Source organism: Methylicorpusculum sp. (assembly GCF_030651835.1).
In the GTDB taxonomy this organism is placed as follows: Bacteria; Pseudomonadota; Gammaproteobacteria; order Methylococcales; family Methylomonadaceae; genus Methylicorpusculum.
This window is the reverse complement of record NZ_JAUSBX010000022.1, coordinates 1-14,928: the sequence shown is the minus strand read 5'-3', so window position 1 is coordinate 14,928 and position 14,928 is coordinate 1. Positions and strand designations below refer to the sequence as shown.

14 protein-coding genes, 3 tRNA genes and 1 pseudogene are annotated in these 14,928 nt (G+C 44.3%); 6 read left to right on the top strand and 12 right to left on the bottom strand.

Annotation, left to right across the window (positions count from 1 at the left end):
• Positions 1–15 precede the first annotated feature (15 nt).
• The gene (locus Q7V32_RS02705) at positions 16–798 is read left to right on the top strand and encodes an enoyl-ACP reductase (protein ID WP_304895446.1); all 783 of its coding nucleotides are present in this window, start codon (positions 16–18) and stop codon (positions 796–798) included.
• A 32-nt stretch (positions 799–830) separates the two neighbouring features.
• Here Q7V32_RS02705 and Q7V32_RS02700 read toward each other — a convergent pair whose 3' ends face one another.
• The 10 genes from Q7V32_RS02700 to Q7V32_RS02655 all read right to left on the bottom strand — a co-directional run bounded on the left by Q7V32_RS02700 (position 831) and on the right by Q7V32_RS02655 (position 10,239).
• Positions 831–998 carry a hypothetical protein gene (locus tag Q7V32_RS02700; RefSeq protein ID WP_304895445.1) on the bottom strand — a complete coding sequence of 56 codons (168 nt, stop codon included), beginning with the start codon at positions 996–998 and terminating at the stop codon, positions 831–833.
• A 236-nt stretch (positions 999–1,234) separates the two neighbouring features.
• Positions 1,235–3,094 (bottom strand): SurA N-terminal domain-containing protein, encoded by a 1,860-nt coding sequence (locus Q7V32_RS02695; RefSeq protein ID WP_304895444.1) that lies wholly within the window; start codon positions 3,092–3,094, stop codon positions 1,235–1,237.
• Between the two features lie 214 nt (positions 3,095–3,308).
• Positions 3,309–3,385: transfer RNA gene (locus tag Q7V32_RS02690), tRNA-Asp, on the bottom strand.
• Positions 3,386–3,391: 6 nt separating this feature from the next.
• Positions 3,392–3,467 (bottom strand) — tRNA-Val (locus Q7V32_RS02685).
• A gap of 13 nt (positions 3,468–3,480) precedes the next feature.
• On the bottom strand, positions 3,481–3,753 hold the full coding sequence (locus tag Q7V32_RS02680) for an HU family DNA-binding protein (RefSeq protein ID WP_304895443.1): 273 nt from the start codon (positions 3,751–3,753) through the stop codon (positions 3,481–3,483).
• 362 nt (positions 3,754–4,115) lie between these two features.
• Entirely contained in the window at positions 4,116–6,545 is a 2,430-nt protein-coding gene (gene lon, locus Q7V32_RS02675; protein ID WP_370690825.1) for an endopeptidase La, read from the bottom strand.
• Between the two features lie 161 nt (positions 6,546–6,706).
• Positions 6,707–7,978, bottom strand: a complete 1,272-nt coding sequence (gene clpX, locus Q7V32_RS02670; protein WP_159657104.1) for an ATP-dependent Clp protease ATP-binding subunit ClpX — start codon at positions 7,976–7,978, stop codon at positions 6,707–6,709.
• A 90-nt stretch (positions 7,979–8,068) separates the two neighbouring features.
• The gene (clpP, locus tag Q7V32_RS02665) at positions 8,069–8,716 is read right to left on the bottom strand and encodes an ATP-dependent Clp endopeptidase proteolytic subunit ClpP (RefSeq protein WP_304895441.1); all 648 of its coding nucleotides are present in this window, start codon (positions 8,714–8,716) and stop codon (positions 8,069–8,071) included.
• 18 nt (positions 8,717–8,734) lie between these two features.
• Positions 8,735–10,036 carry a trigger factor gene (gene tig / locus Q7V32_RS02660; protein ID WP_304895440.1) on the bottom strand — a complete coding sequence of 434 codons (1,302 nt, stop codon included), beginning with the start codon at positions 10,034–10,036 and terminating at the stop codon, positions 8,735–8,737.
• Positions 10,037–10,154: 118 nt separating this feature from the next.
• Positions 10,155–10,239, bottom strand: a tRNA-Leu gene (locus Q7V32_RS02655).
• Positions 10,240–10,448: 209 nt separating this feature from the next.
• On the opposite strand from Q7V32_RS02655, the gene Q7V32_RS02650 reads away from it, so the two are divergent.
• A complete protein-coding gene (locus Q7V32_RS02650) occupies positions 10,449–10,700 on the top strand; it encodes a hypothetical protein (RefSeq protein WP_304895439.1) in 252 nt (83 codons plus the stop codon).
• An 8-nt stretch (positions 10,701–10,708) separates the two neighbouring features.
• On the opposite strand, the gene Q7V32_RS02645 is transcribed toward Q7V32_RS02650, so the two are convergent.
• Positions 10,709–11,560, bottom strand: coding sequence for a radical SAM protein (locus Q7V32_RS02645; protein WP_304895438.1), 852 nt, complete (start codon positions 11,558–11,560; stop codon positions 10,709–10,711).
• An 86-nt stretch (positions 11,561–11,646) separates the two neighbouring features.
• On the opposite strand from Q7V32_RS02645, the gene fae reads away from it, so the two are divergent.
• Positions 11,647–12,195: a formaldehyde-activating enzyme gene (gene fae, locus Q7V32_RS02640; RefSeq protein ID WP_159657094.1), complete on the top strand. Its 549-nt coding sequence runs from the start codon at positions 11,647–11,649 to the stop codon at positions 12,193–12,195.
• A gap of 315 nt (positions 12,196–12,510) precedes the next feature.
• Positions 12,511–12,969, top strand: a complete 459-nt coding sequence (locus tag Q7V32_RS02635; RefSeq protein WP_304895477.1) for a hypothetical protein — start codon at positions 12,511–12,513, stop codon at positions 12,967–12,969.
• A gap of 38 nt (positions 12,970–13,007) precedes the next feature.
• On the opposite strand, the pseudogene Q7V32_RS02630 reads toward Q7V32_RS02635, so the two are convergent.
• Positions 13,008–13,217 (bottom strand): annotated as a pseudogene (locus Q7V32_RS02630) (IS66 family transposase); the annotation flags it as partial.
• Positions 13,218–14,008: 791 nt separating this feature from the next.
• Here Q7V32_RS02630 and Q7V32_RS02620 point away from each other — a divergent pair.
• Entirely contained in the window at positions 14,009–14,563 is a 555-nt protein-coding gene (locus tag Q7V32_RS02620; protein ID WP_304895437.1) for a flavodoxin, read from the top strand.
• 2 nt (positions 14,564–14,565) lie between these two features.
• Positions 14,566–14,823 (top strand): 4Fe4S-binding leucine-rich repeat protein, encoded by a 258-nt coding sequence (locus Q7V32_RS02615; protein WP_370691406.1) that lies wholly within the window; start codon positions 14,566–14,568, stop codon positions 14,821–14,823.
• Positions 14,824–14,928 lie beyond the last annotated feature (105 nt).

Here is a 14,928-nt window from a genome sequence, read left to right as displayed (position 1 = left end):
CCAACAGGAGATAACATGGGTTTTATGCAGGGCAAACGCGTTTTGATTGTCGGATTAGCCAGTAACCGGTCAATCGCATGGGGTATCGCACAAGCGATGCATAGACAAGGCGCAGAACTCGCGTTCACATTCCAAAACGACAAGCTTCAGGAAAGAGTTGTCAAAATGGCCGAAGAATGTGGCTCAAAGATCACGATAGAATGCGATGTCAGCAATGACGATCACATTAATGGCGTTTTTACAGAACTTGCCAAACACTGGGATGGCTTGGACGGCATCGTGCATTCAGTCGCGTATGCGCCTCGCGATGCGCTGGATGGGGATTATGTCAATGCGACAACCCGGGAAAACTTCCAAATTGCGCACGATATCAGCTCATACAGCTTTACCGCTTTAGCCAAGGCAGGAAGAAGCATGATGGCCGGTCGTAACGGTGCATTGCTAACGCTGACCTATCTGGGCGCCGAAAGAGCTATTCCTAATTACAATGTCATGGGCGTTGCCAAAGCAAGCCTTGAAGCCAATGTGCGTTACATGGCCGTGGCGCTTGGGGCTGAAGGCATCCGGGTTAACGCAATATCAGCCGGCCCTATTCGCACGCTGGCGGCTTCGGGTATCAATAATTTTAAAGCGATGCTCAGTAAAGCCGCAGATACTTCCCCTTTAAAGAAAAATGTCACAATAGAAGAAGTGGGTAACGCAGCTGCGTTTTTATGCTCTGATCTGGCATCAGGCATTACCGGTGAAATTACCTATGTAGATGCCGGTTATAACATTGCCGGTCTGGCTGCATCCTGATCTGACAAAACTAGGCTTTTACTGGTTTCACCTCACAAAAAAGGGAGCATTTGCTCCCTTTTTTTGCCGATATAGAAAACGCTTGGTATACCTATCGTAGATCGAAATTCGGCACCGGGGTGCCCGTCAAAGGACGCCGTAAATACATCCATGTAGGCTCTATGCCAGCATCCCATGCTGGCAAAGCCTTTGCCGAACACACCGTTGCCTCCTTAGGCACTGCCGAAATATGAAGTGCGAAAGGTATAACTACTCGCCCGCTTTGAATTAAGGGTGTAGGCGCTTGATTTCAAAGGACGCGTAAATACGTCCCTGTAGCTTTCTGCAACATTCCTGTTGCAGAAGCCTTTTCAATAAACCGCCAACACCCAATAAAACGGGAGGTGGTGAGCAGATATAACGCCTGAAGATTGGCCTCAAAATAAATTCAACTCGATTATTTTTTGAGGATAGCTATGTCTGCGCTTTGCTCTAGGCTATTTAACAAATCATTAAAGTAAGCCTGTCCAAAAACATTCGCCAGGTTTTTAGAGGCAAGTGCCGCTTGTTTTTTATCTTCATCAGACATTTCGCCAGGCTTAACTTGTTGCAAGCTGACGATGACCTGATCGCCGGATTCCAATGGTACTGTAAAAATCACCGGTTTTCCCGCAACAGGCTTGGCCGCCTTGAATATCGCCTGACTTAACTGAAAAGGAATTTCCATGTTCAGCCGGGTAAGTCCTTTGTAAGTTTTTACCGGTAAATTTTCAGCCTTAGCAAGTGCGTCAACACTCTCACCGTCTTGCAAACGACGCGACAATAAAGCAGCCTGTTCAACGGTTTGTTGCTTGGCTTTATCAATCAATATCGCCTGAATGATGTCTTGCCTGACTTCATCAATTTTTCGTGATGCTGCCGGTTCATGTTTTAGCAGGCGCAATACGACCAAACGCTCACCGTCCAGTTCGACCGGCTCACTGTTATTACCCTTGAGGACTTCTTCAGAAAAAGCTGCATTACGAACTTTAAGCTCTGATGCAATGCCTTGCCCATTGTCTTTGGTAAACAAATCAGTCGTTTTGGTTTTTATTCCCAATGAATCGGAGGCTACATTCAAATTATCAGCATTTTCATAACTCAACTCGGTCAACCTTTCACCCAACTCGTAAAAACGCGTTTCCGCTTCTTTCTTTTGATAGGTTTTCGTGAGCTCATCTTTGACGGTCTCGAAAGGCTTACTCTCGCCCTTGACTAACTCGGTTACCGTAATCAAGTGATAACCAAATGATGATTTAACCGGTTCAGAAACTTCGTTCAATTTAAGAGAAAGAGCGGCATCTTCAAAAGCCTTTTCCATAACGCCAGCTTCAAATAATCCCAGATCCCCACCGTTTTTAGCCGTCAAAGTATCGTCAGAAATTGATTTAGCCAGTTCAGCAAAGGCTTGATTGGCTAATTGCTGTTGAGCATCTTTTGCTTTTTGCAGCGCTGCGGCATCATCGGTTTTATCGTTGACTGCAAACAAAATATGACTGATCTTTCTACGTTCTTTTGTAGTGTAGAAATCTTTTTGTTCTTCATAAAAAGCCTTCAGCTGCTGATCCGTCGCCACAACTTCATTTGCCAATGCGTCAAGCGACAACTCCAAATATTCGACGGAGACTTGCTCGGGTTTTTGATAGGCGTCCATGTGTTGCTGAAAATAAGCCTCGATTACTTCGTCGCTGGGTTGCTCGGTAATTTTTTTCAGGGCAACGGTTACGTATTCAACATCTCTTTGCTGATTTTGTATTTTAAAAAAACTTTCCAGATCATATTGAGTTGCAAAACTGTTCTCTACAACCGCTCGCTGAAACTGCTCCATGGTCAATGCATTTTTAATGCGGCTAATAAATTCCGAAGAACTCATACCCTGAGAGTTTAATAGTGCTTGATACTGTCTTTTATCAAACTTTCCATCAGTTTGAAAATAGTCTAAGGAGGTAATAAAGCTTCTCGCCGTCTCATCGCTAATCACCAGATTCAAAGAATTAACGTGCTGCAAAAGCACTTCATCCTTGATTAATTTTTGTAACGCCTGGCTTTTCAATGACTCTTCATCGATATCGGTATTTTTCAAGCTCTGGCTGTATTGCTCATAAGCTCTGGTGAGATCCTTCTGGAAAAAATCCTTACTGCCAACCGATGCAACCGGAGCCTCTTTACCTACATCCAGATAGTTTTGGATACCCCATAATGCAAATGGCACAGTTATTAAAATTAGAATCACCCAGGCAAATACACCCTGGGCTTTCTCTCTTATCTTTGTCAGCATATGCGCGGTCCTTAAACAAAAAGCACGTTATTAATCAGACGAGTTTTCGAGTGGTTTACAAAATTAACTTGTGTTGATTTTTCAACCCAAGCACAACGGCAATAAAGTCTAAAACTTTACGCCTGACCATTTGTCAACAGTATATGAAATGGTAACAACACTTTAAATCAAGCAAAAAAAAACCCCGAACCTTATGGTCCGGGGTTTTTTAAATTGGCGGAGCGGACGGGGCTCGAACCCGCGACCCCCGGCGTGACAGGCCGGTATTCTAACCAACTGAACTACCGCTCCTAAGTCTGGTGGGTGCTGAGGGGTTCGAACCCCCGACCCTCGCCTTGTAAGGGCGATGCTCTCCCAGCTGAGCTAAGCACCCGACTAAAGAAGGCCTAGTTTACAGCATCTTTTAACGATTTGCCAGCTTTAAATGTTGGGATTTTTGCTGCTTTGATTGTGATTTCATCGCCTGTTTGAGGATTACGGCCTTTACGCTCTGCTCTTTCTTTAACGGAAAAAGTTCCGAAACCAACCAATGCTAAGGAATCGCCTTCACTTAAAGCAGTTGTAACCGCGGTCAAAAATCCATCTAATGCTCTACCCGCATCTGCTTTAGTCAGACCGGATTTATCAGCAATAGCGTCAATTAGTTCAGATTTATTCATTATTCCCCCTTAGGAAATTACTTAGGTAAATTATTAGTCCGCAAAGCGTTTGTATTCTTAATGAGCAACATTGTCAGCTGCATAGTAAGGTTGACATTTATATCAACACCCCTTGCAAAGTGTCAAGCTATTCAACCTGCCAGGCCTTAATTTAGCTGGATTTCAACAAAAAAACACTACGACTTGAACTGAAACGACGAAGTAATTTCTTAACAAACTTTAAAGTTTAGGTTAAGTTTTTGAAGAGTTATTAACACTTTATTTGGTTATCTCCAGCTGTTTCGACCTATCAAAATACGTTAGCGCGTTGGTAATTCAGACAAGCTTTTTAAGGCACTCTCACCCTAAAAAGCTTTTAAGAATCAATGCGCCGTAAGATTTTGCTTCTTGGTTTGGCTAGCATTTTCTGTTTTTTTCGCCTCAACAGCTTCTTTTTTTTCAGCCGCAACAGGCAAATACTGCAAAGCGGCCTCTAAAACTTCATCTATCCAATGGACCGGCCTAATGTCCAAATTTTGTTTTATATTGGCTGGAATTTCCGCCAAATCCTTTTCATTTTCCGCAGGAATTAAAACCGTTGTAATACCTCCTCGATGGGCGGCCAACAGCTTTTCTTTAAGCCCGCCAATCGGCAGCACTTCGCCACGCAAGGTTATTTCCCCGGTCATGGCAACATTGGCCTTGACGGGAATCTTGGTCAACGCCGAAATAATGGCAGTACACATACCAATACCAGCGCTGGGTCCATCCTTAGGTGTCGCCCCTTCAGGAACATGAATGTGAATATCATTTTTCTGAAACACATCGTTATCAATATTCAGAATATCCGAGCGGCTACGCACAACCGTCATTGCGGCCTCAATGGACTCCTTCATAACATCACCGAGCTTTCCGGTTGCTATTTGTTTTCCCTTGCCTGGAATGACAGCTGTTTCAATGGTCAGGAGTTCGCCGCCCACTTCAGTCCATGCCAATCCCGTTACTTGCCCAATTTGATCCTGCTCTTCGGCAAGACCGTAATTAAAGCGCCTAACTCCCAGATACTTCTCGAGATTCTTGGACGTTACCGTCACTTTCGTTGCTTTGGACTTCAACAAAAGACTTTTAACTACTTTTCTGCAAATTTTGGATATTTCTCGCTCCAGACTTCTAACGCCGGCTTCCCTCGTGTAGTAGCGGATGATATCGACAATGACCTGTTCGGTAATATTGATTTCATTTGCTTTTAATCCGTTGTTTTTAACCTGCTTGGGAATCAGGTAACGCATGGCGATGTTGGTTTTCTCATCTTCGGTATACCCAGGCAAGCGGATGACTTCCATTCTATCCAGCAATGCAGGCGGGATATTCATCGTATTTGCTGTTGCAACAAACATCACATCCGACAAATCAAAATCCACTTCCAGATAATGATCTGCAAAGGTGTGATTCTGCTCAGGGTCCAATACCTCCAATAGCGCTGACGCAGGATCGCCACGAAAATCTGCCGCCATCTTGTCTATCTCGTCCAATAAGAACATGGGGTTTCGTGTTTTTGCTTTAGACAGATTTTGTAGAATCTTGCCCGGCATTGAACCAATATAGGTACGCCGATGCCCGCGAATCTCGGCTTCATCTCTAACCCCACCCAGTGCCATACGGACATATTTGCGATTCGTTGCCCGGGCAATCGATTCTCCCAGTGACGTTTTACCTACGCCCGGAGGCCCTACCAAACAAAGAATAGGCCCTTTTAGCTGTCTAACCCGCTGTTGAACGGCCAAATATTCCAGAATTCGTTCTTTTACCTTATCCAGGCCATAGTGTTCCTCTTCCAAAACCTCTTCCGCGATCTTTAAATCATGGCAGACTTTAGTTTTTTTCTTCCAGGGAACATTGACCATCCAGTCAATATAATTTCTGACTACTGTCGCTTCTGCAGACATGGGAGACATTAGCTTTAACTTGTTTAATTCAGTATTGGCCTTGTCTCTGGCTTCTTTAGGCATACCTGATGCCTTGATTTTCTTTTCCAATTCTTCAATTTCATTGGGGACATCATCCATTTCTCCCAATTCTTTTTGAATAGCCTTCATCTGCTCATTGAGATAATACTCCCTTTGATTTTTTTCCATTTGCTGTTTAACGCGACCGCGAATACTCTTCTCCAATTCCAGGAGATCCACCTCGCCTTCCATGAGCGTCATTAAATTTTCCATGCGCTTTTCAATGTCGGCAAGTTCAAGCAAGGTCTGCTTTTCCTGAACCTTTAGACTCATGTGTGCAGCAACGGTATCTGCAAAACGACTGGGATCATCAATGCCGGCTAAAGAATTAAGCACTTCCGGAGGAATTTTATTATTCAATTTCACATATTGATCAAAGGAACTCATAACCGTCCTTTGCAAGACTTCTTGGGCTTGCTCGGATAAATTAATCTGATCTTTGATTTCAGTAATTTCAGCGGCGATAAAATCCTCTGTAAGGAGGTATTTTAAAACGGTGCTACGTTGATTTCCCTCAACTAGCACCTTAACGGTTCCATCGGGCAACTTGAGCAATTGAAGAATGTTTGCCAGTGTTCCTATCTGATACAAATCAGTAAAATCCGGATCATCAACTTCCGCTTCTTTTTGCGCGACCAGCAAGATTTGCTTGTTATCTTTCATAGCCGCATCAAGTGCATCGATAGACTTTGACCGCCCAACAAATAATGGAATCACCATATGAGGGTAAACCACAACATCTCTTAAAGGCAGCACCGGCACGGTCAATATCGTTTTTTCAATATCTGTCATAGCTTGAGTTTCCATCGTTGGAACCTATCAATTCATTGTTTGAAGCTAGAATATAGGGACGTGATCACAAATAGCAAGCTTCGCATGATAATAAATAACGAAAGTGATAGGAAACACGCACAAAAAAGGGGCCGCAAAGCCCCCTTTTGATTTTTCACTCTCGACCTGAAATAACTTCAGGTGTCTGACGAAGCCCGTTTCTGTTCTTTCTCGTATACCAGAATCGGTTTTGATTCACCGAGAATAACGCTTTCATCTATGACCACTTTGGTAATATTTTCTGCAGAGGGCAACTCGTACATGGTATCCAGCAATACGTTCTCAACAATTGTCCGCAAACCGCGAGCGCCTGTTTTTCTCTCCATCGATTTCCGGGCGATAGACATCAAAGAATCTTCCCTAAACTCCAGCTCGGCCCCCTCCATTTCAAACAAATGCTGATATTGCTTAATCAATGCATTTTTAGGTTCTGTCAGAATTTTTACCAGCGCCGCTTCATCAAGCTCATCCAGCGTAGCTACAACGGGCAAACGTCCGACAAATTCCGGAATCAGACCGTATTTGATCAGATCTTCAGATTCTACCTGGGAAAAAATCTCACCGACATTTTTCTTGTTGTCTTTGGTTTTAACCTCAGCAGAGAAACCTATACCACCTTTTTCTGACCGTTCTTTAATGACACGATCTAACCCTGAAAAAGCGCCACCAACGATAAATAAAATATTGGCCGTATTGACCTGCAAAAACTCTTGCTGAGGATGCTTGCGCCCTCCTTGCGGCGGAACAGAAGCTACTGTTCCCTCAATAAGCTTGAGTAAAGCCTGTTGCACCCCTTCTCCCGAGACATCCCGGGTTATAGAAGGATTATCAGATTTCCTGGAAATCTTGTCGATTTCATCGATGTATACGATACCTGATTCAGCTTTTTCGACATCATAGTCGCATTTCTGCAAAATCTTTTGGATGATATTTTCTACGTCTTCACCAACATAACCCGCTTCTGTCAACGTCGTCGCATCGGCAATCGTAAAAGGCACATCCAACAATCTGGCCAGTGTTTCAGCCAGCAATGTTTTTCCTGAGCCGGTAGGACCAATCAGCAAAATATTGCTTTTTGCCAACTCCACAGAATCTTTTTTTGATTTACTGCGCAATCTTTTATAGTGATTATAAACAGCCACGGCCAAAATCTTTTTGGCGCTTTCCTGACCGATGACGTATTCATCTAAAACCTGTTTTATTTCCTTGGGTTTTGGTAAAGCACCAAAGCCATAACCCTCTTCCTCTTGCAGCTCATCTTTAATGATGTCGTTGCACAATTCTACACATTCATCACAAACATAGACTGAAGGACCGGCAATGAGCTTTCTTACTTCATGCTGACTTTTTCCGCAGAAAGAACAATACAGGAGTTTATCGTCATCCTTGCCGCTTTTGTCATTACTCATAAAGAAGACCTCCAAGCTGCCCACACATTAAATTGAGACATTTAACCCTTAGGTAAAAAGAATATATTGAAACGCACATATTACCAATGATTATTTATCGGTAACATTTGCCCTCGTTGTCAGCACCTTATCGATCAATCCATACTCAACCGCATCACTGGCACTCAAAAAATTATCGCGATCGGTATCTTGCTGAATTTTTTCTAAGGCCTGCCCGGTATGAGCTGCGAGTACTTTATTTAATTTTTCTCTGATTAACAGAATTTCACGCGCATGAATATCGATATCCGAAGCCTGGCCCTGATAACCACCCAAAGGCTGATGGATCATCATTCTGGAATGCGGCAAACAAAACCGTTTTCCTTTGGCGCCACCGGTTAATAACAAAGCGCCCATACTGGCAGCCTGACCTATGCACATGGTGCTCACGTCGGGTTTAATAAACTGCATCGTATCGTAAATGGCCATACCGGCAGTAACTGAGCCGCCTGGAGAATTTATATACAGATGAATATCTTTGTCAGGATTTTCTGACTCTAAAAAGAGCAGTTGCGCAACTATCAAATTCGCACTGTAATCCTCAACCTGTCCTACTAAAAAAATAACGCGTTCTTTTAACAGGCGCGAGTAAATATCAAACGAACGCTCACCTCTTGCGGTCTGCTCTATGACGATGGGCACCAACCCGCCCGCCGCTTGAGGAGAAAATTCTTTGGTCTTTTCGAACTGATAATTCATCAATGCCTCTTTAAAATGTTAAGACTGTTGGGTAGTCATAATAGCATCAAAACTTACATTTTCATCGGCTACCTTGGCCTGAGAGACTATCCACTCAACGGTTTGATCTTCAAGAACCATTTGACGGACCTCATTCAACCTTTGCTCATCCGAGTAATACCAGTTGACTACATCAGTAGGCCTTTCGTAACTTTTGGCCATGTCTTCAATGGTTTCACGTACTTTATCAGGCGATACTTTAATGCCGTTCTTATGAATAATCTCCGCCAGAATCAAGCCTAAAGCAACTCTGCGGTTAGCTTGTTCTTCAAACATATCTCTAGGCAAATTAAGGTCTTCAGCATTTAATTTTTGTTTTTTTGCATTTTCCCTATAGGGCTTCTGCAAGTTATTGATTTCTTCATCAACCAATGAACTCGGTAACGTCACTTTAATTTTATCGAAGAGCGCATCCATGACAGCATTTTTCAGCTGACCATTTAAAGCCATCGCTAATTCCCGCTCCATATTTGCTTTTACGTCTTCACGAAAAGCGTTCATATCACCGTTTTCTATTCCATACGACTTGATAAACGCCTCATCAAGTTCAGGATAGCTCGGTTCTTCGACCTTAGTTACTTCGATTTCAAAAGTGGCAGGCTTGCCGGCTAATTTTGCATTTCCGTATTGCTCAGGAAAGCTGATCTCAAAAGTCTTGTTATCACCGGTAGAAAGGCCTTTCAGATGATCTTCAAAGCCGGGAATCATTTGATTTGCACCGATTTCCACCTGAAAATTTTCTACTTTACCATCGGTAAAGTTTTCACCTTCGCAGACACCCGTAAAACTGATGGTAATTTTGTCATCAACTTGTGACGGTCTTTCGACTTGAGCCCAGCCTTTCTTTTGCTTTCTTATTTTTTCAACCATCGCATCAAGATCAGACGCTTCTATCTTGGCGTGCTTTCTTGTTATTTCAAGCTGATCGATACCTTCTAAAGAGATCTCGGGATACACTTCAAACACGGCGGTATATTTGAAACCCGCTGCTTCATCCAAAGGATCAATACTGGGATAACCGGCAGGTCTCAAGTTATTTTCTTGGATTGCTTCGTAGTAAGTGGACTGAATCAGATCGCCAGTCACTTCACCCCTAACTCTGTCTCCATACATTTTTTTGACGACATGCTGAGGCACCTTACCGGGCCGAAAACCATCTAGCTTAACTTCGCGCGCCAGCTTTTTGAGCCGATCTTCCATTTTCTCCTGAACAACTTCCTCGGGCACACTAACAGTCATTTTTCTGCTTAATTCAGATGTCTTTTCGACAGAAACTTGCATTTCTTTACCTCAACTTTAAAATACGGATTGATGAATTTATCAAAGATGCCGAAAGAACGGCCAATGGATACGTGAATCTACCAGCGATAGACGCTATATGATTGAACTGAGAATTTGTTGGTGCGAATGGAGAGACTCGAACTCTCACAGGATTACCTACTGGAACCTAAATCCAGCGCGTCTACCAGTTCCGCCACATTCGCACACCGAATGAACGAGAGATTCTACTTGATAATTGATTTTAAAAACAAGTATTTTTATAATTCCAGCCTGACTTGCTATCTGGAATATTTTTAAACTGAAAGAGAAATCGGACTTGAATCGCACAATCTTCATTGAGTGGAATCAATTTGTTTACGGCTTTCGCTTTTAAATCTACTATTAAGCAGGAACCAACTCGAAGGGGATTACCATGAATATTAGTCCAACCACCCATGCCCTCAATTTAATCAATACCGCTCAACACAAGGCATCAGAGGCAACACAAACCATAGCTTCAATGCCGATGAAAGCGAATGAAGTGGGCAGCACAAATTACCAGTCAACGGACCTTATAAAACCTATCATAAGCTTAAAAGAAACCGAATTGGAAACTGCAGCAGCGACAAAAATAATCACCCATGACAAAAAGATGCTGGGCAGTCTTCTGGATATCAAAGCCTGAACGGCGTTTTAAACATTGACACTGACATCAAATCCCAAAGCTTTGAGTGATTCAGAAAAATCGTTGATCACTTGCGCCGGAAGTGGCTTCAAATCAACCGCTTCCTGCTGCAAAGAGGGCCTTGCCAAACCGTAAAGCATGATACTCTTCAAGCCGGTAATATTTTTATACCGTGACAAAAATTCAATATAAGCGTTCTTTTCCTCTTCGCTCAATCCAGTGCCCCTATAATCTATCAAACACGTCTGAATTTTTGTTGAGCACAATTGCGCTGAAATATGCAAATTCTCAGCGGTTTTATCAATGGACAATCCGGCATTATTGATCAACTTCCTTCCGGCATCAGTGGCACTATCCAATTTGAACCAGACCTCGCCTCCAAATTCGTTGAGTATCCTTAAGCCTCTTTGTACCGATGAATGATGCATCAGACTCCCATTGGTAATCAGAACAAACTTGGCTCCCGGAAAAATCCCCATTTCTTTAGCAATGCTGCCTATCAACCGTACCGCCTGATCAAAATGCCTCAAGCTCGTCGGTTCTCCATTCCCCGAAATCGCTATATCCTTGATCTGTCTTAATGGCGAATCAACATTAAAGCGGTCAAAAAAATCACCCGATAAAACATCCTCGATAAAAAACCGCAGCTCCTTTTCGAGTAACGCAAAATCCATATCCGGCGCAGCACCCAGGGTTAAGTCCGGAACCTGACAATAGATACATCGCCAGTTACAGGCGTTATTAATATTAAAATTGATGCCAATCGAGACACCCCCTGCTCGTCTGGACAAGACGGGATAGATATAGGTCAGACCGGCAGCATTCCGGTCATGATCGGTGGTCGTTAAACTGGAACTCATCGGCGCAGGGTTAAACAAAAAACAAGGAAGTGTTATTCTAGCGTATAGCTCAATCCAGATTCTGCAATTTATCGAGGAGAAATGTTATGACAGAAAGAATCATCATGCGAACAGGTGAAGCCCTGGTAGCAGGCGGCCCTCCAGGCACAGCAGCCGAACCCGAAGTAATCATCGGCGAACTCGACGGCCCTGTAGGTACTGCCTTGGCTACACTGACCGGCGATCAGGTTCAAGGCCATACCCGGGTATTTGCAATTTTGAATACCGACATACAAGTCAGACCGGTCACGCTGATGGTCAGCAAAGTCACCGTTAAAAACAGCCGATATACCAATATTTTGATGGGTACGGTTCAAGCAGCTATTGCCAACGGCGTTCTGGACGCTGTCCGCGCCGGGGATATTCCAAAAGAAAAAGCCAATGATTTGGGCATCATCTGCTCGGTATGGCTCAATCCCAGCGTAATTACCGATAACAATCTGGATCACCGGATACTGTTCGACATTCACCGCAAAGCCATGGCGCTAGCCATTCACAAAGCCATGACGAACACACCGGACATCGACTGGCTGCTGGAAAATCAGGATAAAATCACCCATAAATACTTTCAAATGGGCTTGGACGGAAAAATCTGATAGACCGGGGATGCGCCGTCAGCAGACGGCGCATCCCTGTCATGCTTAAATCGGTTAAGCTCATCTACGATGTGGTTTGTAAGTCATTTCTAATAAAAATGCTTTGATTTTATGCCGAGTCCCAGCTGGGTGCACCGAAAGCCATCAGATGAAGTCACCAGCTTTATGTTCAGCGTAGGTTCCGGATTTTCCCAAATCACACGAAGCAAGGAACCTGCCCAAATAAAGCCCACACCGGCAAAACACCAGGATCGTTAGCCAAGTAAATGTCAAAAGCAAGTGTTGCGCTTACCGAGTGATTGCGAGGAAAATTTAATGACAAAAATTGAACTGCTTAGAACAGAGTTGATTGCTTACGCAAGAACCCTGTATCGCTTTTTGGGTGGTGTCACAGTTGGCCTTGTACTAGGTATCCCCACCCTGTTCCTGTTTGGCGATACCCTGTTTTCGTTGCTTGGACATGGTCTTATAGCGCTCGGACATGCTTTACATATACTGTTCGAGCTTTTTGAAACAATAGCCGAACATTTCTTTAAATGGGCCTTCCACCTATCTAAAAGAACGTCGGAAATCATCATTTTCTGGAGCAGCCTAGCCATCGCCATTGGCTTAACATGGTATTTCATGCACATGGCGAAAATTATTTCTCGACGTGCATACGCCAACGTTCAGGAACGGCGGTTGGCGCTGGCCGAATCATCTAAAATCGTCGTCTGGATTCGGGTTGCACTTATCATCAGCTCGCTGAGCGCGACCCTTCTGCTCTTCACCTGAATCACCCGGAATTTCAGCCAGATTAGCTTGGGTATTGAAGGGATCAATTGATATTGGGACAAATACACCGCCTGGACTTTGACGCCGTTGCCACACTGGACGGCTTTGCTGACCTCCGCCGGGAAAGCCGTCGTAAAACGCTGGCCCTGCTGATCTTGTAGAATTTCCGCCTGATATTCGGTTACGACGCGTCGAATATCAATATCGAGCACTTGACGATGCTCGTAACCGATCAACGTATAGTCGCCAAGCGGTTAATTCCGTCATCGTGATAATATGGCGTTATTATAAGGTCTGCTTTAAAATCCGATTTTTGCCTTCGAGAATCACCGACATGACACGAAAAGTAGTCGCTAGCAAGCAGCTGTATTTCTAATAAACGCTTGGGCCTTTGGGTCCACTTTAGTAAGCCTTTTAAAAGGCTAATTTGATGCCTTGATAAGGCGTGCTTGAAATTTCAATTTTTCGCGAAAAACCTTATCAAGCATTATTTTTATTTTTTTGAAAAAATTACGCTGAGTAATTACAAAAAAGGTTTGATAACCTATCATCGATGCCATCTTAGCGTCTCGAACCGTTCCGGCTTGGAAGATCAACTCTGCGAGTGCTACAAAGTGGTTAAAACTGTATTTGATCGACTATTGCCTATCAGCACTGATATTGCAGCTGACCAATATAATTTAGGCAATAAAACATTAATACCTCAAGCGATGCGATTTTGAATTTTCATATTATTTCAAACACATGTTAAGCGCGGTAGGATGCGGTGAAGAACGAACCGCATCGATCGGGAAACCTGAAAGAATAACTTTACACTGACCCGGTTATTTCTACACTGGGTATGCCAATTGTTGCATTTGCGCTGCAATTGTAGCCATACCCTCATTTGCCCGCAGCTTTTCCGACCAACATCCGCTACAAATAACTGATATTTAATAAAAAAAATTCCCACTGATTCTTTAAAACCTGGATCGAATTTTGCTGCTTTGAAATAAAAGGCTGCTTGGCCAAACCCAGCAAACTCGATGACAGGTGACTTATGAGCAAAATCGGCATTTTTTTCGGCACGGATACCGGCAGCACTCGCCTGGTGGCCAAAAAGATTTATGGCCTGTTGGGCGAAGAGTTAGCCGACAAGCCCAAAAACATCAATCGCACCAGCCCCGCCGAACTGCTGCGGTACGACGCCCTGATCTTGGGCACGCCCAGTTACGGCGTCGGCGACTTGCCGGGCCTGGCGGCGGATTGCCAGGAAGCCAATTGGGCCGAGTTCGTACCCCACCTCGACGATACCGATCTGAGCGGTAAACGGGTGGCCCTGTTCGGCTTGGGCCATCAGGAGCGTTACGCCTCGCGCTTCGCCAGTTCATTGATCAAACTGTATCAGGTGTTTTACGGCAATGGCGCCCAAATGGTCGGCCGCTGGAGCACCGAAGGCTACCAATTCGAACATTCGGCCTCCATCATCGACAACCAGTTCGTCGGCTTGGTTTTGGATCAGCGCGGTCAGCCGCATTTGACCGATGAACGGCTTAGCATCTGGCTGGAGCAAATCAAGCCGCAACTGTTGCCGAATTTGGCGCAGGCGGCTTGATCATGCTATCCGCCAATCACGAACCCGACCTGACCCCGCTGGCCGACTGCAGCGACTGCCAATTCCACGACAGTTTGTTGGTAGTCGGCCATTGCGAGCCCGGCGACCGCTGCGTGGCCGCCAACAGTGGCCGGCAGATCGACCGTTTTTTCAAGGCTCATCCCGGTATTGCCCCGCAATACACCCAGGATCCGTTCTGGGAACGCCGCGCCATCGCGGCCCGGTATTTAGTGTCTGAAAGAAAACTCAATTTTTTATAATTTCGCCGTTGCTTTGATGACGATTTTCCGGGAATTTTGCCTTCAGATCGAACGCTCAGACACGCTGATTGCGTCTAATTGAGAAACATTCCTATTTGCGCCGAT